The 18,289-nt window shown below is 34.1% G+C and carries 20 protein-coding genes; 9 read left to right on the forward strand and 11 right to left on the reverse strand.

The annotated features are described in order from the left end of the window. Window positions 1-79: 79 nt before the first annotated feature. Window positions 80-757, forward strand: a complete 678-nt coding sequence (trmB, locus tag CLV73_RS11280; protein ID WP_100376897.1) for a tRNA (guanosine(46)-N7)-methyltransferase TrmB — start codon at window positions 80-82, stop codon at window positions 755-757. Between the two features lie 68 nt (window positions 758-825). After that, window positions 826-1,269 (forward strand): DUF6759 domain-containing protein, encoded by a 444-nt coding sequence (locus CLV73_RS11285; protein WP_100376898.1) that lies wholly within the window; start codon window positions 826-828, stop codon window positions 1,267-1,269. Window positions 1,270-1,344: 75 nt separating this feature from the next. Here the strand turns inward: CLV73_RS11285 and rpsB are convergent, their stop codons facing one another. From rpsB to rplM, 3 genes are all read right to left on the reverse strand, one after another. Beyond that, entirely contained in the window at window positions 1,345-2,106 is a 762-nt protein-coding gene (gene rpsB / locus CLV73_RS11290) for a 30S ribosomal protein S2 (protein ID WP_100376899.1), read from the reverse strand. A gap of 183 nt (window positions 2,107-2,289) precedes the next feature. Beyond that, the gene (gene rpsI / locus CLV73_RS11295) at window positions 2,290-2,676 is read right to left on the reverse strand and encodes a 30S ribosomal protein S9 (protein ID WP_076443917.1); all 387 of its coding nucleotides are present in this window, start codon (window positions 2,674-2,676) and stop codon (window positions 2,290-2,292) included. A gap of 6 nt (window positions 2,677-2,682) precedes the next feature. Continuing rightward, a complete protein-coding gene (gene rplM / locus CLV73_RS11300; protein WP_072961855.1) occupies window positions 2,683-3,138 on the reverse strand; it encodes a 50S ribosomal protein L13 in 456 nt (151 codons plus the stop codon). 329 nt (window positions 3,139-3,467) lie between these two features. Here rplM and CLV73_RS11305 point away from each other — a divergent pair, with 329 nt between their 5' ends. Then, complete coding sequence (locus CLV73_RS11305) at window positions 3,468-4,598, forward strand: DUF3667 domain-containing protein (RefSeq protein WP_100376900.1); 1,131 nt, start codon at window positions 3,468-3,470, stop codon at window positions 4,596-4,598. Here the strand turns inward: CLV73_RS11305 and CLV73_RS11310 are convergent. Continuing rightward, on the reverse strand, window positions 4,595-4,927 hold the full coding sequence (locus CLV73_RS11310; protein ID WP_100376901.1) for a hypothetical protein: 333 nt from the start codon (window positions 4,925-4,927) through the stop codon (window positions 4,595-4,597). The two genes, CLV73_RS11305 and CLV73_RS11310, sit on opposite strands and share 4 nt — an antisense overlap. Before the next feature lie 209 nt (window positions 4,928-5,136). Between CLV73_RS11310 and CLV73_RS11315 the strand changes: the two genes are divergently transcribed. Together CLV73_RS11315 and CLV73_RS11325 are read left to right on the forward strand one after the other, a co-directional pair. Continuing rightward, window positions 5,137-8,484, forward strand: a complete 3,348-nt coding sequence (locus tag CLV73_RS11315) for a methylmalonyl-CoA mutase family protein (RefSeq protein ID WP_100376902.1) — start codon at window positions 5,137-5,139, stop codon at window positions 8,482-8,484. Between the two features lie 364 nt (window positions 8,485-8,848). Beyond that, the gene (locus CLV73_RS11325) at window positions 8,849-9,559 is read left to right on the forward strand and encodes a Dph6-related ATP pyrophosphatase (RefSeq protein ID WP_100376904.1); all 711 of its coding nucleotides are present in this window, start codon (window positions 8,849-8,851) and stop codon (window positions 9,557-9,559) included. Window positions 9,560-9,605: 46 nt separating this feature from the next. On the opposite strand, the gene CLV73_RS11330 is transcribed toward CLV73_RS11325, so the two are convergent. The 5 genes from CLV73_RS11330 to CLV73_RS11350 all read right to left on the reverse strand — a co-directional run bounded on the left by CLV73_RS11330 (window position 9,606) and on the right by CLV73_RS11350 (window position 13,010). Further along, window positions 9,606-10,544, reverse strand: coding sequence for a LamG-like jellyroll fold domain-containing protein (locus CLV73_RS11330; RefSeq protein ID WP_100376905.1), 939 nt, complete (start codon window positions 10,542-10,544; stop codon window positions 9,606-9,608). A 122-nt stretch (window positions 10,545-10,666) separates the two neighbouring features. After that, complete coding sequence (locus CLV73_RS11335) at window positions 10,667-11,374, reverse strand: hypothetical protein (RefSeq protein ID WP_100376906.1); 708 nt, start codon at window positions 11,372-11,374, stop codon at window positions 10,667-10,669. Then, window positions 11,371-11,985 carry a hypothetical protein gene (locus CLV73_RS11340; protein ID WP_100376907.1) on the reverse strand — a complete coding sequence of 205 codons (615 nt, stop codon included), beginning with the start codon at window positions 11,983-11,985 and terminating at the stop codon, window positions 11,371-11,373. The genes CLV73_RS11335 and CLV73_RS11340 overlap by 4 nt, the downstream gene beginning before the upstream one ends. A gap of 12 nt (window positions 11,986-11,997) precedes the next feature. Further along, a complete protein-coding gene (locus CLV73_RS11345) occupies window positions 11,998-12,690 on the reverse strand; it encodes a hypothetical protein (protein ID WP_100376908.1) in 693 nt (230 codons plus the stop codon). Then, on the reverse strand, window positions 12,687-13,010 hold the full coding sequence (locus tag CLV73_RS11350) for a PadR family transcriptional regulator (protein WP_100376909.1): 324 nt from the start codon (window positions 13,008-13,010) through the stop codon (window positions 12,687-12,689). The genes CLV73_RS11345 and CLV73_RS11350 overlap by 4 nt, the downstream gene beginning before the upstream one ends. Before the next feature lie 99 nt (window positions 13,011-13,109). Between CLV73_RS11350 and CLV73_RS11355 the strand changes: the two genes are divergently transcribed. Both CLV73_RS11355 and ruvC read left to right on the forward strand, forming a co-directional pair. After that, a complete protein-coding gene (locus CLV73_RS11355) occupies window positions 13,110-13,628 on the forward strand; it encodes a 2'-5' RNA ligase family protein (protein ID WP_228424321.1) in 519 nt (172 codons plus the stop codon). A gap of 52 nt (window positions 13,629-13,680) precedes the next feature. Beyond that, a complete protein-coding gene (gene ruvC, locus CLV73_RS11360) occupies window positions 13,681-14,235 on the forward strand; it encodes a crossover junction endodeoxyribonuclease RuvC (protein WP_185116773.1) in 555 nt (184 codons plus the stop codon). A 3-nt stretch (window positions 14,236-14,238) separates the two neighbouring features. Here ruvC and CLV73_RS11365 read toward each other — a convergent pair whose 3' ends face one another. Then, window positions 14,239-14,649, reverse strand: coding sequence for a hypothetical protein (locus tag CLV73_RS11365; protein ID WP_100376912.1), 411 nt, complete (start codon window positions 14,647-14,649; stop codon window positions 14,239-14,241). A 268-nt stretch (window positions 14,650-14,917) separates the two neighbouring features. Here CLV73_RS11365 and CLV73_RS11370 point away from each other — a divergent pair, with 268 nt between their 5' ends. Beyond that, the gene (locus tag CLV73_RS11370) at window positions 14,918-15,988 is read left to right on the forward strand and encodes a DUF4407 domain-containing protein (RefSeq protein WP_100376913.1); all 1,071 of its coding nucleotides are present in this window, start codon (window positions 14,918-14,920) and stop codon (window positions 15,986-15,988) included. Between the two features lie 50 nt (window positions 15,989-16,038). Beyond that, entirely contained in the window at window positions 16,039-16,236 is a 198-nt protein-coding gene (locus CLV73_RS11375) for a KTSC domain-containing protein (RefSeq protein ID WP_100376914.1), read from the forward strand. 78 nt (window positions 16,237-16,314) lie between these two features. On the opposite strand, the gene CLV73_RS11380 is transcribed toward CLV73_RS11375, so the two are convergent. Continuing rightward, window positions 16,315-18,192: a zinc-dependent metalloprotease gene (locus tag CLV73_RS11380; RefSeq protein WP_100376915.1), complete on the reverse strand. Its 1,878-nt coding sequence runs from the start codon at window positions 18,190-18,192 to the stop codon at window positions 16,315-16,317. Window positions 18,193-18,289: the final 97 nt, after the last annotated feature.

An 18,289-nucleotide genomic window follows, 5' to 3' on the forward strand; every position in this document is an offset into this window, starting at 1 on the left:
ACAGAAAAAACCTCCAATACTATTACAAAAATCAAAAAATAGGTATTTTTTCATTACTTTTGTCCGATTTTAATAGAGTATGGGCAAAAACAAACTGGCGAGATTCGCAGAAAACAAAATATTACCAAATGTAGTTCAGCCAACAAGAGAAGAGGCTCTGAACGGTTTTGAACTGAAAGGAAACTGGAGAAAAGATTTCTTCAAAAATGAAAATCCTATTGTTTTAGAATTAGGTTGCGGAAAAGGAGAATATTCTGTAGGCCTAGCAAAAGCATTCCCTGAAAAGAATTTTATCGGAATAGACATTAAAGGAGCCCGATTTTGGTTTGGAGCTAAAGAAGCCGTTGATAACAATATGCATAATGTAGCCTTCTTAAGAAGTCAGATTGAGCTGGTAGATTGTTTCTTTGCAGAAAATGAAGTAGATGAAATCTGGATTACCTTCCCTGATCCACAGATTAAATACAGACGTACAAAGCACAGATTAACTCATCCGGATTTCCTGAACCGGTATAAAAAATTCTTAAAACCTGGTGGAATTATTCATTTGAAAACGGATTCTGAATTTTTACATGGCTATACGTTAGGCTATCTTCAGGGAGCAGGATATGAAATCATAAGTGCACATCACGACATCTACAGTGCGCTTGAATATGATCCGGGAACGCCTCATTTAAGAGATATCAGAACGTATTATGAAGAACTATTCTCTGCAAAAGGGAAAACCATTACATATATAAAGTTCAGAATAAACTAATATAAAGGGTAAGATTTTCTTACCTTTTTCGTTTCTATATTTTTACATCTATCTTTTAAATCAATTGTATGAAAGGAAAAATAATATTCGGGATATGTATATCAATTCTTTTAGATAGCTGTAGTACGACTTACAGTACAGGTACTTCATCTCCTTCTAAAAACTCACCCGGAACGACATCTACTCCATCAGTATCTCAGACAGAACAGGAATATAACGCCTTAATAAAGACCTATAAGCCGGAAACAGCAGATGTATTAACCGATTTATTCAATGATAGCTCAAATAGCCCTAAAACTTCAATTACAGTTACCAATAAGTCTCGCTGTAATATGGTTTTGACGATCACCGGAAAAAATTATTCAAAAAAGATTCCTATTGGAGCAGGTAAAATAGGATATGCCATGGTACTAAAAAATCAAAATTATAATCTGTCCGGAATGGTTTGTAACTCGGTCTATAAAAAGACTCAGTTTATTTCATCTTCTTACAGCATCACTCTTTCCAATTAATACAATCCCCACCAAATAAAAAATCCGTTAAGAATTCACTTAACGGATTTTTATATTTTAAAGATAAATCTTTAATTATTCAGCATCGAAATCAGCATCTTTATCAGCAGATACTACTTCTCCTTCTTCTTTAGATTTTTCTTTATCAGCTTTTCTTTGAGACTGACCTTCTTTGATAGATTCAGAAACAATGTTCAGGATCATATCGATAGACTTAGAAGCATCATCGTTTCCTGGGATAACGAAGTCAACTTTTCTTGGGTCAGAGTTTGTATCAACAATACCGAAAACTGGAATACCTAATTTCTTAGCTTCAGTTACAGCGATATGCTCTCTCAAGATATCTACAACGAAGATTGCAGAAGGAAGACGAACCATGTCAGAGATAGAACCTAAGTTTTTTTCTAAGTTAGCTCTTTGTCTGTCTACCTGTAATCTTTCTTTTTTAGATAAAGTTTCGAACGTACCGTCTTTTTTCATTTTGTCGATAGCGTTCATTTTCTTTACAGCCTTTCTGATTGTAACAAAGTTTGTTAACATACCTCCTGGCCATCTTTCTGTGATATAAGGCATATTAAGTTCCTGAGCGTGTTTTGCAACCACTTCTTTCGCTTGCTTCTTAGTAGCTACGAAAAGAACTTTTTTACCTGCAGAAGTTAATTTTTCTAAAGCGTTACAAGCTTCATCTAATTTAACTGCTGTTTTATGTAAGTCTACAATGTGAATACCGTTTTTCTCCATAAAAATGTATGGAGCCATATTTGGATTCCACTTTCTAGTCATGTGACCGAAGTGTACACCAGCCTCTAGAAGGTCTTTTACATTTGCTTTTGCCATGTTTTCTGTTTTTGTTAGTTTACTTTCCGTTTTTTAAACAATCAACAACTTCTTTAGATGGGAGAAGCGTTTGGATGCTAAACGTAACGGGCAATTTTTTTGTTTAGATAAATAGATTTTAGATATAAGACAACAGACTGAAAAAATTATGAAATCTGAAATCCTGTATCTGAAGTCTGAAAATTAACGTTTTGAGAATTGGAATCTCTTTCTTGCTTTTTTCTGACCTGGCTTCTTTCTTTCCACCATTCTTGCGTCTCTTGTAAGTAAACCAGCTGGTTTCAAAGCTAATCTGAATTCAGCATTGATTTCGCATAAAGCTCTTGAAATACCTAATCTGATAGCTTCTGCCTGACCTGTATTTCCACCACCGAAAACGTTTACAGTAACATCGTACTGACCAACAGTTTCAGAAAGGATGAACGGTTGGTTTAATTTGTAAACCATAACGTCTGTAGAGAAATATTCTTTAGCATCTTTTCCGTTTACTGTAATGTTACCAGTTCCTGGCTTTACATAAACTCTAGCTACAGAAGTTTTTCTTCTTCCGATTTTGTGAACTATAGACATAATTAATTATTTAAATTCGTTAACATTAATTGTTTTAGGCTGTTGAGCTTCATGTTTATGCTCAGTTCCTTCATATAAGTAAAGGTTCTTTAATAAAGCAGCTCCCAATCTGTTTTTAGGCAACATACCTTTTACAGATTTTTCCAATACTTTTAAAGAATCTTTCTTCTGAAGTTCAGCCGCAGTCATAGACTTTTGACCTCCAGGGTAACCTGTATGCCAGATATAAGTCTTGTCGTTCCACTTGTTTCCAGAAAGAGTAACTTTCCCAGCGTTCAAAACGATTACGTTATCACCACAATCTACGTGAGGTGTGTAGTTCGTTTTGTGCTTACCTCTCAAAATCTTTGCAACCGTAGAAGCTAGTCTTCCCAACGGTTGTCCTTCAGCGTCTACCACAACCCATTCTTTATTAGCAGTAGCTTTGTTCGCTGAAACAGTTTTGTAACTTAATGTATTCACACGTTTTAGTTAAAGATTAAACATAATTTTCCCCTAAAAGGGTGTGCAAAGGTACAAATTATTTTCGGAATGCAAAAACATATTTCATTTAATCTATTGAATAGCGGATTAGGTTCTTAAATTCAATAGACTTACTCAATACTCTCAAAAAATTAATGTAGTTTCTGACAACAATATTGTAGAGATACTCAAAACGATCAACCATTTAAGTATTCGACATATTTTGCATCGTATTTATTAATTTTATTTAAACATTTATCCAAAATATTACTGATATGACGATTTTATATTCATAATTAATTATATTTGTGCTAAACACTAAAAAAACTATGAGCCACGGCAAAACCCGAGAAGACAAAACTTGCCTTAACTGCGGACATACCGTTGAAGAAAGATATTGCCCGCATTGCGGACAGGAAAATATAGAGCCCAAGCAACCTTTTCATTATCTTTTCACCCATTTTATTGAGGATTTCACTCACTATGACGGAGAGTTTTGGAAAACAATAAAATATTTATTATTAAAACCGGGGAAACTAACCAAAGAATACCTAGCTGGAAAACGCCAGCTCTATGTTGCTCCTGTGAAACTATACATTTTCATAAGTTTTATTACTTTTTTTCTCCCTCCTCTGATTTCAAGTTCAGAAGAAGAATCAAGCGAGCTAGAGAAAAAAACACATATTGCCAAGGAAGTTGAAAAAGAAAAAGCCAAAGATGAAAAAATTACCCAAATCACAGATAATTTAAAACAAAACCTATCTAAAGAACAGCTCAATAAAGACTCATTAGAATCCAAACAGATTGTTAAAGATATCAAAGTAACAGAAGTCAATGGAAATGATATTGATACAGACGCTTTAGGAGAAACTGAAGATGGGAAGTTAAGTGTTTTAGGAGCAAAAAACATGAAGCAATTTGATTCCCTTTATTCAAGAGACAAGAAGAAGAATAATGAGATAACCTATGCTTTTCTGAAACCATTTGCCAAAAAAGTCTTCCATATGCAGGAGCAAGGTTTAAGCAGCCGCTTTATTATGGATAAGTTTAAGGAAACTATGGTTCACACCCTTCCTAAAGCATTATTCATTTATCTCCCTATTTTTGCTTTATTCCTTTGGATCTTTCATAATAAAAAGAAATGGTGGTATTTTGACCATGGAATTTTCACCCTTCACTATTTCTCATTCCTATTATTAGGAACCCTTATTTTAATATTTCTTGATAGAATTACAGATCTTTTACCAGATTACGGCGCTTTAAATTTATTAATCATCCTTATTAATATGGCAGCCATCATTTATATGTCTATCTATTTCTTTATAGCTCATCACAGGGTCTATGAAAGTTCCCGAACAATGAGTATTTTCAAAGGAGTATTTTTATTTATGATCAATTTTATTGGGATAATCTTTATGGGACTGTTATTAATGTATGCAAGTTTTATGATGATGCATTAATCGCGAAGTGATTTATTGGCTCTGAAACTAGCAATTAAATAATACGCTACAAATACGGTAGAAAATTTAAGAATAGACGGAATAGCCAGTGCAAGATTGAACAATAAAGCTCCCACAACAACAAGAACTGCCATTGCTAAAAAAGATATCCCCAATTTTTGGGGTAATGTAAAATTAGGGGTATCCAGATAATAAGCGATTCCCCACGCAATACCGAAAGCCAAAGCATAATAAATATCAAGACCAAGGTTTTCTGAGCTGTAAAAGAAATAATTAATTAAAAAACTCAGAACAGTTCCCAACGCGAAATATAATAATGCCTTTTTCATACCTTATATAATATGGTGCAAAAGTAGAGAAATTAATTTGAGAATTTTAATTCGAATATTGCTTTATTTCTAAACGAATGTTTGTTCCTCTGGGGAATATTTAGTTAACAAAACAAATTTAACATTCTAAATAACAGCAATTTAAACTAAAAAAAACAGTTACTATTTTATTATTATATTTGGGAATTCAGAAATTTTCTAGATTTTTTATGGAAACCCAAAAATATACTCCAAAAAATAAAGTAAGAATCGTAACAGCTGCATCGTTATTCGATGGTCATGATGCTGCGATCAATATCATGCGTCGTGTGATTCAGGGAACGGGATGTGAAGTAATCCACCTTGGACACGACAAATCTGCAGAGGAAGTTGTTAACACAGCGATTCAGGAAGACGCCAATGCGATTGCTTTAACTTCTTATCAAGGCGGTCACAATGAATATTTCAAATACATCTACGATCTTTTAAGAGAAAAAAATTCTCCGCAAATCAAAATTTTCGGTGGCGGTGGCGGTGTGATCCTGCCCGAAGAAATTAAAGATTTGATGTCTTACGGAATCGACCGAATTTATTCTCCGGACGACGGTCGTGAACTTGGGTTACAAGGAATGATTGATGATTTGGTTCAGAGATCGGACTTCGCAACAGGAAAAGACGTTACGACAAATGATTTGGATTCAATCAACTTTGAAAATCCTACAAGCATTGCAAAAATCATTTCAGCGGTTGAAAACTTTTCAGAAGAAAAACCTGAATTAGTTGAAGCAATCGATGAAAAATCAAAAGATTTAAACATTCCTATTATAGGTATTACAGGTACTGGTGGAGCGGGAAAATCTTCATTAACAGACGAATTAGTAAGACGTTTCCTACGTTCCAATACAGATAAAAAAATTGCCATTATCTCCATTGACCCTTCGAAAAAGAAAACGGGAGGAGCGCTTTTGGGTGACAGAATACGTATGAACGCAATCAACGATCCTAGAGTTTATATGCGCTCAATGGCGACAAGAGAAAACAACGTTTCCGTTTCTCCGTTCATTCATTCTGCTTTGAATGTGTTGAAATTAGCTCATCCTGATGTTATCATTCTGGAAACTTCGGGTATCGGACAATCCGGTTCGGAAGTTTCTGATTTTGCCGATGTTTCGATGTACGTAATGACTCCTGAATACGGAGCTTCTACACAGCTGGAAAAAATCGATATGTTGGATTATGCGGATTTGGTTGCTTTAAATAAATCCGATAAAAGAGGAGCTCTTGATGCGCTTCAAGCCGTAAGAAAACAATTCCAGAGAAACCATTTGCTATGGGAGCAACCATTGGATGAAATGCCAGTGTATGCAACAAAAGCATCACAGTTTAACGATCACGGAACAACTGAATTGTACAACAGATTGGTTTCTAAAGTGAATGATAAATTTACTGATTTAAACTTAAAAACATTTGTTGAGCAGGAAGTTACAGACGAAGTAACGATCATTCCTCCGAAAAGAGTCCGTTACCTTTCTGAAATCGTTGAAAACAATAAACAATATGACGCTAACATTGAAAAACAGGCTGAACTGGCGAGAAAAATGTATCATATTGACGGCGTTAAAAATATCATTTCCAACGAAACTTTAGACGCTGAATATCAAAAAGCTGAAAAAGAATTGCAGCAGGAAAATATCGACTTCCTGAAAACCTGGGATGATACGAAAAAAGCTTTCCACGCTGAGTTTTACTCCTACTTCGTAAGAGGAAAAGAAATTAAGGTTGAAACCTCAACAGAATCTTTGTCTCATTTAAGAATTCCAAAAATTGCGTTACCAAAATACAACGACTGGGGCGATTTAATTAAATGGAAAGGTCAGGAAAATCTTCCGGGAAGCTTCCCTTACACCGCAGGAATTTATCCATTCAAAAGAACCGGAGAAGATCCAACGAGAATGTTCGCCGGAGAAGGAGGTCCGGAAAGAACCAACAGAAGATTCCACTATGTTTCTGCGGAAATGCCTGCAAAACGTTTATCAACAGCTTTCGACTCGGTAACTCTTTATGGACAAGATCCAGCTTTACCGCCGGATATTTACGGTAAAATCGGAAATGCGGGAGTTTCAATTGCAACTTTAGATGATGCTAAAAAACTATATTCAGGTTTTGATTTGGTAAATGCATTGACATCCGTTTCAATGACCATCAATGGGCCTGCACCGATGTTGTTGGCTTTCTTTATGAATGCAGCCATCGACCAAAATGTTGAAAAATATATTGCAGAAAATAATTTGGAGGCTAAGGTTGAGGCTAAGCTTAAGGAAAAGTTTGATGATAAAGGCTTAGCAAGGCCAAAATATAACGGAGAATTGCCTCCTTCCAATAACGGTTTAGGTTTAAAGCTATTAGGAATTACAGGTGACGAAATTATCCCTGCCGATGTTTATGCTGAAATTAAAGCTAAAACCATCGCAACCGTTCGTGGAACGGTTCAGGCAGATATTCTAAAAGAAGATCAGGCTCAGAACACCTGTATTTTCTCTACTGAATTTGCCTTGAGATTAATGGGTGACGTTCAGGAATATTTCATTAAAGAAAAAGTAAGAAACTTTTACTCTGTTTCTATTTCCGGATATCACATTGCAGAAGCTGGCGCAAATCCAGTTTCCCAGTTGGCATTTACGTTGGCAAACGGTTTCACATATGTGGAATATTACCTGTCAAGAGGAATGGACATCAATGATTTTGCACCGAATTTATCGTTCTTTTTCTCCAACGGTATCGACCCTGAATATTCAGTAATCGGACGTGTCGCAAGAAGAATCTGGGCAAAAGCCATGAAACTGAAATACGGAGCTGACGAAAGAAGCCAGATGTTGAAATATCACATTCAGACTTCGGGACGTTCGCTTCACGCTCAGGAAATTGATTTTAATGATATCAGAACAACTTTACAGGCGCTTTATGCAATCTACGATAACTGTAATTCATTGCACACGAATGCTTATGATGAAGCCATCACGACGCCAACTGAGCAATCGGTAAGAAGAGCAATGGCAATTCAGCTGATTATCAATAAAGAACTAGGATTAGCGAAAAACGAAAATCCGCTTCAGGGTTCATTTATTATTGAAGAATTGACGGATTTGGTGGAAGAAGCGGTTTATGCAGAATTCGACAGAATCACAGAAAGAGGTGGTGTTTTGGGTGCAATGGAAACCATGTATCAACGTTCAAAAATTCAGGAAGAATCAATGCATTACGAATGGTTAAAACATACCGGAGAATATCCAATCATCGGGGTAAATACTTTCTTAGGAAAAGACGGTTCACCAACGGTTCGTCCGGGAGAAGTGATTCGTTCGACAGAGGAAGAAAAGCAATTCCAAATCGAAATGCTTCATAATTTCCAGAAGTCTAATGAAGATAGATCTGCAAAAGCTCTGAAAACTTTACAGCACGCTGCCATCAATCAGCAAAACCTATTCGAAGTGATGATGGATGCCGTGAAATATTGTTCATTAGGACAGATTACCAACGCTTTATTTGAAGTGGGCGGTAAGTACAGAAGAAATATGTAAGTCGTTGTCGGCAAACAATTTTTAAATAATTTACTTTATAGATTAAAAACCTCAAGGAAATTTCTTTGAGGTTTTTTTGTATTTTTGAATAATCTGTAGATTTTATTTTAATATCATAAAAAATTTAATGAAAAATTTCTTTTTCTTAACGCTGATAATTTTCACTGTAACATTCTTAAAAAGCTGCAATTCATATCCTATGAATGCCACACACAAAAGTGACATGGACAGGAACGCCGAAGAATTACAAAAAAGGCAAGAAGTCGAAAAAAACAAGATCGAAGCTAACGAATTCAATAATTTCGGGAAACCAGATAATAAATAAACACATTATTGAACGATTTAAATTTTTAACACTTGTTTGATGAACCCCAAAGCCATCTTCAATTGGAGCAGCGGAAAAGATTCTGCTCTTGCATTATACAAAACTTTAAAAGAAGACCGATTTGAAGTCACATCCTTGTTAACAAGTATCAATAAAGAGTCCCAAAGAATTTCTATGCATGGTGTTCATGTTTCATTACTGGAAAAACAAGCTGAAAGTCTCGGGTTTCCTTTAATTAAAATGGAGCTTCCGAAAGAACCTTCTATGGAAGAATACCGTGAGATTATGAGTAAAACTACGGGTACAATACAATCTCAGGGGATTACTCATTCTATTTTCGGGGATATTTTTCTGGAAGATTTAAGAAAATACCGTGAAGACCAATTAAAGACTATCGGAATGAATGGAGTTTTTCCTTTATGGAAAATTGATACAACCAACCTCATCCATGAATTTTTAGATTTAGGCTTTAAAACCATTGTTACCTGCGTGAACGAAACCTATTTGGATAAAAGCTTCGCTGGAAGAATTATTGATCATGATTTCATCAAAGACCTGCCTGAAAATGTAGATCCTTGTGGCGAAAACGGAGAATTTCACACCTTTACTTTTGACGGTCCTATTTTTAAAAATCCCGTTGATTTTGAAGTGGGAGAAATCGTTAAAAAAACTTATCCTAAGCCCAAAACAAATGAAATCGATCAAGAAGGAGAGTATGTTTTCTGGTTTTGTGATTTGATTTCAAAATAATAAAAAAGTCTTTTGCATGTACAAAAGACTTTTTCCGAATTTGGCTTTAATATTTAAAACGCTCCGAGACATTTCCGTATTTTATAATATAAATTCCTTTTTTCAGCAATCCGATACCGACTGAATTTGAAGATTCATCGTCGGTTTGTATTTGACGCCCTGATAAATCGTATATACTGTATTTGCCAAAATTACCTTTGGTAAGTATCAGATTATTACCTTTTACTACAATCTTAGCATTGTTGTCTTTTTTAACTTCAGCAGTACTTAAATTAGAACAAAAATTATTTAATGTAGCTATTTCGGTATCTGTTATAGCTCTATTGAAAAGACCAAACTCATCCATGGTCATTCCTGCCTTCATTCCCGTATTAGTACCATATGTTCCAAGTTTAAATAAAGCACCGTTAAAAACTAAAGGAGCCGATTGAGCTACAGTTGTTTTAAGAACTCCATTCAAATAAGCTTTTATATTTTGTAAACTGTTGTCGTAAACAAATATTAAATCTACCAATGCCGGAGTAGTAGAAAAAACACCAGGAATATCTACGTTAGACATTCCGTTAGCAGTTAATCTTACTCCTCCTGTACCCGGAGCACCATTTGTAAACATACGGAAAGAATTTCCGCCGGTTAGAGCATCTCCCAAAAGATAATATACTGTGGTTACATCACTTGTATAATTATTAAATTTTAAATGAATTGTCCAAGATCCGCTTAAGGCAAGATTCCATTTCGTATTGAAATAATTTGAGGTTCCTGTAGAGCCGCTGCCTATTAAGCCATTCCCTAAGCAAGTCGTATTATTTCCCAGAGTTAAGTTGCCCACAATTTCACCTGTCTGTGTTCCTGTCGGAGGATTCGTCGCTAGGTTTGGAATGTTAGAAGCTGTACCTTCAAATTTATAATATAAAATTTCAGGAGTTTGCGCCTTTAAAGTAAAAAAAGCATTCATTAATAGAAAAAGATAGATTTTTGCCTTCATATTTTTTGTTTTTTCAATTTTATCTAAATTTAATAATTATTACAATAAATCAAACAAACAAAAGAAACAAATATCAAATCAACAACTATATTAGCAATTCAATAAAATAATTTCAATACAACCTATACAAATACCGACAATTTTTTCAAAGTTTTTTTGTGCTCAAAGAAATTAAGGATTCCAAAAATCACAACTATTTGGGCTAGAAAAGGAAACAGTAAAGTAACTAAAGCATAAACGAGGTTTCCGGGATAATCAGTTTTAAATAATAAATAAGCATACTTCCCCTCTTTAGCAAAAATCTGGGCCATAGTAGTCGTACCCACAACCATAATTCCTATATTTTGCTGATAGATGGAATAGAATGATCTTCCCTTAAATTTAAAATCGCTTTTGACGTATTTTCTGATTTTATAATTAAATGCCCACACCAGACCGGGAGCTAATAAAAATACTAAATTCTGACCCCGAAAAAAGTCGGTGTATATTTCCTGACTGTTAGAAAGATAAATGAATAATAAGTTTATCCCAAAAGAAATTAGAGCATACAAAACAGACTTTTTAAGAATCTTGTTATACTTTGCCTTAACAATTTTCTTCACTATCACAGGAATCTTTTCAGAATAAAATGCCGAATAGGTCGTCATTTTAAACTCACTCTCCCATAATTTCTGAGTTTTCAGAAACGCCTCATCAAAACTTATGTTTTCGTTCTTCTGAATATTTAAAACCTGTGAAGCCATATGATCTTCCACTTCCAATAAAATATCCAACGGAAGTTTTTGAAAAATAAGGTAATCTCTGATAAGATTCAGGTGTTCTGGATTCATGATAGTAATACATTAATTTTTTTAGCTCTTAAATACAGAAGCTGAATTTGTACGGCAACACTATATAAAATAATGAGCTGATTTACTATGGGTTTCCAAAACTCGAATGTTTTAAAAAAATACCCTGCCACCGGAAAAACTAAAACAGCTAACAATATATTCCTTAACAGTAAAGGATGAAAACCTAATTGCTGATATTCCCGGAAACTCATTTTTTTCCCAATAAAATTATACATTAGAATACTTATAAAAGTTAAAAGCACCAAAATCTCCGTATAAAAAAACAACTCTTCAGAAACAAAAAAAGTTAATCCCACCAGCAGAGAAAAAAGAAGTGACGACCATATCACCTTTTTAAATCTTGTTTGTAATATCCTTTTTTCTATCCTTGCGACCTTTCTGAATGAAAAAATATCTGCTTTTACCATTTCAAGCTCGTATTCCCAATTCAATTTTACATTTACAAAAGCTTCTTGGAAACTGATTCCGTTTTTATCCATCGATTGAGAAATCTGCATGACAAAATGATCATAAACTTCAGCAAATACAACCAGGCTCAATCTTTTGCCTTTTAGGTATTTTTCTATTTGTATAAGGTATTCTTTATTCATTACTGTGACAGATTAAAGAGTTTTAAGATAGGGATTTATCTTTTTCATAGATTTTACAAAAGCAATCTGAGAAAAAAAACCAAATGAATATAAAAAGGAATAAGTACAGACTAAAATAAATGCAACACAACCCATTCCTGTGGGATTATCTACAAAATTAAATAACCTTTCCCCCATTTTTAAAAGAGAAGTTCCTCCATATCCAATTATAAAACTAAGAATAAAAATTATTGTATTTAACCCTTGATAAACATTAATTTGTAATGGTTTAAGCTTAGAAATCAAAAGAAAATTTTTGATATTAAAAAGATAATGAAAAGCAGGAAGTCCCATAAAAATAAACAGAAAATATCTCATTAAATTGATAAAATTTTCTTGTGTATTATTTTTGATAAGTAAAATGACACTTAAAACAATAGCTATAGTCAGCAATGAGCTTTGGAGCAAAATCTGATTAATTTTTTGTTGTTTAATTTTTTTTGCAAAAGCAGAAGCTTCCTTTCCAGAGTAATTTTTTATCATTCTTAGCTCATCACTCCAAATTTGCTTTACATCATTAAAAGCGTCGTCAAAGGAAATATTCTGAATCATAAGATCATCAATTTGGCTTAAAAAATGATCTTCCAATTCTATTAATAAATCTAACGAAATTTTTTTGGAAAGAAGATAGACACGAACTTCTTTTTTGTGCTCTACCGATATCATATATCAAAAATAGTTTTAAGATTAAACAGATAGCTTTTCATTTCGTTTTCCTGTAATGCCTGTTGTTTTTTTCCTTTATCCGTAAGCAGATAATATTTTCGGTTTCTGCCGTTGATTTCCTGCACCTCAGAGGTAATAATTCCGTCCGCTTCCAATTTGTGCAAGAGAGGATACAACGCACCTTCCGTCATTTCCAATTCTCCTTCCGTAAGCTCTTTTGCACGCTGTGTGATTTGATAACCATACATTTTAACTTCCTTTGAAAGCAGCTTTAAAATAATATTCTGGAGTGTTCCTTTATAGAGACTATTTTTTTTCATCCCAAAGATTTAAATACCTTACAAATTTATGCATAATTTTCTTATGTATTCAAAAAAAAATTTAAATTAAAATAAAGCATACCTTGAACTATGAAAAAAATGTACTTCATAGCCATCTACCCTCCTCAAAGCATTATTGAGGAAATTAATGGCTTTAAAAAAGATCTGGCCATTAATTTCGCCAATTCTAAAGCACTAAAAAATGAAGCTCACATTACTTTATGTCCACCTTTTGACAGAGAAGCTGAACTTGAAAATGATATTCATGAAGCATTTCAGAAAATCAATACAGATCTTCTGCCTTTTGAAGTCATATTGAATGGTTTTGGAAGTTTTCCCAATCCGAAAAATCCCGTTTTATTTGTACAACCCGAAGAGAATGAAAACTTAAGGCAACTCCAGCTGAATGTTAAAGAAAAATTCAATTTCAGAAAATATTCTTTTAATCCTCATCTAACCGTAGGCTACAGAGATCTCACCTACGAAAACTTTATAAAAGCATGGGGAATCTACCAAAACAAATCTTATAAAACTAAATTTTTAGTTGATAAAATACTTTTACTTCGGCATGACGGGAAATGGATTCCGATTGCAGAGAAAATGCTCACCGGAAAATAATTCCTTATTCATTTTTTAACTCGCTGAATAAAGCAGTATCTTTGAAGCAATGATTTCAGCAGAGAAAATAATATTAGGAATTGACCCCGGAACTACGGTTATGGGATTTGGATTAATTTCTGTGAAGAAAGGAAAGATGGAAATGGTTTCTATCCACGAATTACTTTTGAAGAAATATCCTAACCATGAAACAAAGCTTAAATATATTTTTGATAAAACCCTGGCTCTGATTGATGAATTCCATCCTGATGAGGTAGCTTTGGAAGCTCCTTTTTATGGCAAAAACGTCCAGAGTATGCTAAAATTGGGAAGAGCTCAAGGAGTTGCTATGGCTGCAAGTCTTTACAGAAATATTCCTATCACAGAATATTCTCCAAAAAAAATAAAAATGGCAATTACCGGAAACGGAAACGCAAGCAAGGAGCAGGTTGCAGGAATGCTTCAGAATCTTCTGAAGTTGAAAGAATTCCCCACAAAATACCTCGATGCTTCCGATGGTTTGGCAGTAGCAGTCTGTCATCATTTTAATTCCGGTACACTTACGGATACTAAATCCTATACCGGATGGGAAAGTTTTTTAAAGCAAAACCCGGATCGGCTGAAATAAATATTATTTTGTTTTATATTCAGCAGGAGTAATGGTAAAGTCTGCCGTCGGCTTTCCATTTTTATCAGAATAAAAATACTGTAAAGTCACATCATTATTCCTGAATTCTTCCATATCTTGAGAAGTTTTTACAGTTCTTATCGCACCTTCTTTTGCCTGGCTTTTAAATGTTTCTATTTCTGCAGGCGTCACACTTTCTTTAACATCATCCGTTAGTGTATAATTATATTTGAAAACTTTATTGGGTAAAGCCGAAACACTGTCCAGACGAATTCCGTCATTGAGAATCTGAGGGGTAAGTTTATTCATATTGGTTGCAACTTCCTTCAGTTCTTCATCAATAGTCTTTTCCTTTTTACAGGAAATCAAAACGAATGCGATACACATTAGTGAAAGTTTTACTGCATTTTTCATAACTATCTTTTTTGTAGGTTGGTTATTTAAAGATAAGACTATTTTTACAAATACATTTATACTTTTGATACACTACTCCACACAGCTCTTTTTTCTAAAATTCGTTTATAAATATTGAGTTTTTTTATGTAATTTTAATTTAATCCTCCTCAATTAAAGTACTATTAACCAAAACATTGAATAACAATTTAACTATACTTGGTAAAACATAATACTATTTTTAACATTGGTATGATTTTTAGTATTACTTTTGTATAAATTTTCTGTTATGAAAAAAACACAATCAATTATAAATCAAACCGATTATAAGATCAATTGGTTTCAGAAATTTCTTATGATCTGTTCTGGTGGAAACATCCATATCCTAAGAAAAACACCCAGCGAATGGAATAAATTTTCAGGAATCGGTGGAATAGTTCTTTTTACTGCTGTATTTGCTACCCTTTCTGCAGGTTACGCTATGTTTACTGTATTTGATAATATTTGGACAGCCATTGGATTTGGTATATTATGGGGGCTGATGATTTTTAATCTCGACCGTTATATTGTTTCATCCATAAAAAAAACAGGTACATGGTGGAATCAGATATTAATGGCTATTCCCCGTCTTGTATTGGCAACTTTTTTAGGTATTATCATTTCAAAGCCATTAGAACTTAAAATTTTTGAAAAAGAAGTCAACAAGCAATTGAATACCATTATTCAAAGAAACAAGAAGCAGTTGCAGGGAGAAATGAACGGACGTATCCTGCAACAAAGCGGACCTTTTGAGACCGAGAAAAAACAAATCTCTGAAAAGATTGCTCAATATCAAAAATCTTATGACTCCGCCTCAGTAGAACTTGAAAAAGAAATTCTTGGTACCAAAACAGGTCTTACCAGCGGAAAAGTAGGTTTCGGGAGCAATGCCAAACGTAAACAGGAGCTAAAGGAACAAAGACGGCAGGATTTAGAAAATTATCAGAAACAGGTTGCTCCAAGATTGGAATATCTTGATAAGGAAATTTCAAAAGTTTATACTAACCTTGAAACAGAAAGAAAATCAACTGAAACTTTTGAAGACAAATTCAATGGTTTTGCTGCAAGACTTCAGGCTTTGGATGAGCTGGGAAGAAACTCAGCAATTATAGGATTAGCAGCCAGCTTTATTATGGGTCTTTTTATCTGTCTCGAAATCTCACCGGTTCTGGTAAAACTTATTTCACATATTGGGCCTTATGACCACCTTCTTGAAAAAACCGAAAATGATTTCCGATTATATGCTAAAGAAAAGATAGAGAAAGGAAATGCCGTCACTGATTTCAGGATTGATGATTTCAAAAACAAACTCGGAGAATAAATCAACAAACTCTTAAAGTCTTAAGGAATAATTTTTGATAAAATAATGATATGCCTTCAAGTGTAGTCAATCATTATCTATATTTCCCGAAAACTGAAATATTAAGAATTATATATCAGTCAGGAGCTGTTTATGATTACTATAAGGTTCCGGCAGAAATATCTGAGAAATTCAAAACAGCAAGATCAAAAGGACAATTCTTAAACTATGTCATTAAGCCAAAGTTTAAATTTAAAAAGATTAAATGAGATTATGTTTCTGCTAACATAAATATAAAATGCCTCCAATAAATGGAGGCATTTCGTTTATTTATACGGACTTATAAATTATTTAATAATTAGCTTAGATGTTTTACTGTTTTTTCCATTTGAAACCTGGATCATATACACTCCTTTTTCAAGTTGTTGGTTTATTTTGTAAACATCTTTTCCTTCTCCTGTTACAGATGGATTAGCAATTAACCTTCCTGACATGTCCAAAATAGAAACTTTTAGATCTTTCCCGTTCTTTGCCTTAATGAATACATTATCACCGCTTATTACTGGATTTGGATAAATAACCAAATCATCATTATCAGTCTTAACTTCACTTGTACTTAAGTTTGTTACTAATGTTACAGAATAGTCTTCTACTTGGCCATATCCCAACTGTCCACAAGGCGAATAAGAACTAGGACTACTCATATCGGTTAACACTCTCATTCGAAGAGGAGTATTCATTACAGCAGTTGATGGAGGAGTAAAGTTAGCTGTAAAAGTTCCAAAACCTCCTGCTCCGGCAGCTACATTATTCCCTGATGCAACTAATTCAGATGCTTCAAATGTCCCGTTATTATTATAATCAATCCAAACTCTAATAGATTGATCTGCTGTTGTAGCCTTTAAAAATTCTACTGTTACGGTTTGTTGTTGATTTACAACTAAAGAAGTATGCACATTAGCCAAGCAACCATTTAAGGTATAATCTATATAGTAATTTGCATGAGCCTGCCAATACCCCGGTGACTCATTATTGATATCACCTAACTTAACCGCAGTAGGTCCTGCTAAGAAATTTCCGGGATTAGCTATTCCGGTAGGATTACAGGTAGCAGCAATCGGTACAATTGACGGAACAGGTGTTGCAGGTAAAGGCGTTGCTCCCTTTGAGGTTGTTAAACTGCTTCTAAATATCATAAAATAATTATCTATACTCTCCCCTTGCCCTGCTGTAAATTTTTGAGCAACAGAATTAGAATAATTCATCATATTATATTGTACTCCCTGATAATTAGTACTAGTACATGGATTAATTGAAGAATTAGTTGGTACTGGCCAAAGTAAATATCCACTACCCGCTCTCTCTGTATCACAAATTCCATCATCGTCTTCATCACATACCCCAGTAGTTGGAGGACAATAATCTGCTGCTCCAGGAGAAGCTGCATAATTCCCACCTTGGAAAGTATGGTACAATCCCATAGCATGTCCAAACTCATGGGCAAATGTCGTATCATGAGCATTTGTAACAACCCCTGACTTCATGAAAGATTCATAGTTTGCGTCAAGATTATTAGGAAAGGCTGCAAACCCCATCAGTCCTGAATTAGGAGAGGTGTTACCATCAAATGTACTGATGATATAAATATTAAAATAAGAAGCTTCAGGCCAGTGTGGCGCCAAAGTCTTAATAGCTGTTCTATTAGCTCCATTAGCTGTTTGATATGCCATTCCAGATGTATTATAACCACTCAAACTACCTCCATCATATCTGATAATACCATTAGTTGATGTACAATTCGGTGTTCTTTTCGCTAATACCAATCTAATTGGAAAAACTGCAGATTGTCCAAAGTCCGCCGGCACACCACTAGCAGGCCAAGCATAAGTACCTGCATACATTTGATTTGCTCGCTCTATCCACGCCTGAATATCAGCATCAGATTTATTATAAGTAGTTCCAACAGCAGCACCAGTAGGATAAATAACATGTACAACAACAGGAATTTCATAAACACCATTCACTAATTTAGCCGATGCCATAGAAGGGTTGCTGGCCTTCTCCTCTTTAATTTTTTTAACAATCTTTTCAAATGCCTGTCTCATTCCAGGATTTTGTCTATCCTGCAAGGCTAATTCTTCATCAAAACCACAGATTTTATTTTGTTGCTGAGCCGTTAATGATAACGAAAACAACGTAAAACCATAAAGTAATGTTTTCTTCATTTCTTTTAATTATTTTAAGGTTTCCAAATTTACAAATTAATTATTCATATTTTACTTGTATGGCACGTTTTATAATTAATTTTCAAAACATTAGAAA

This window comes from Chryseobacterium geocarposphaerae (genome assembly GCF_002797535.1).
Classification (GTDB): Bacteria; Bacteroidota; Bacteroidia; order Flavobacteriales; family Weeksellaceae; genus Chryseobacterium; species Chryseobacterium geocarposphaerae.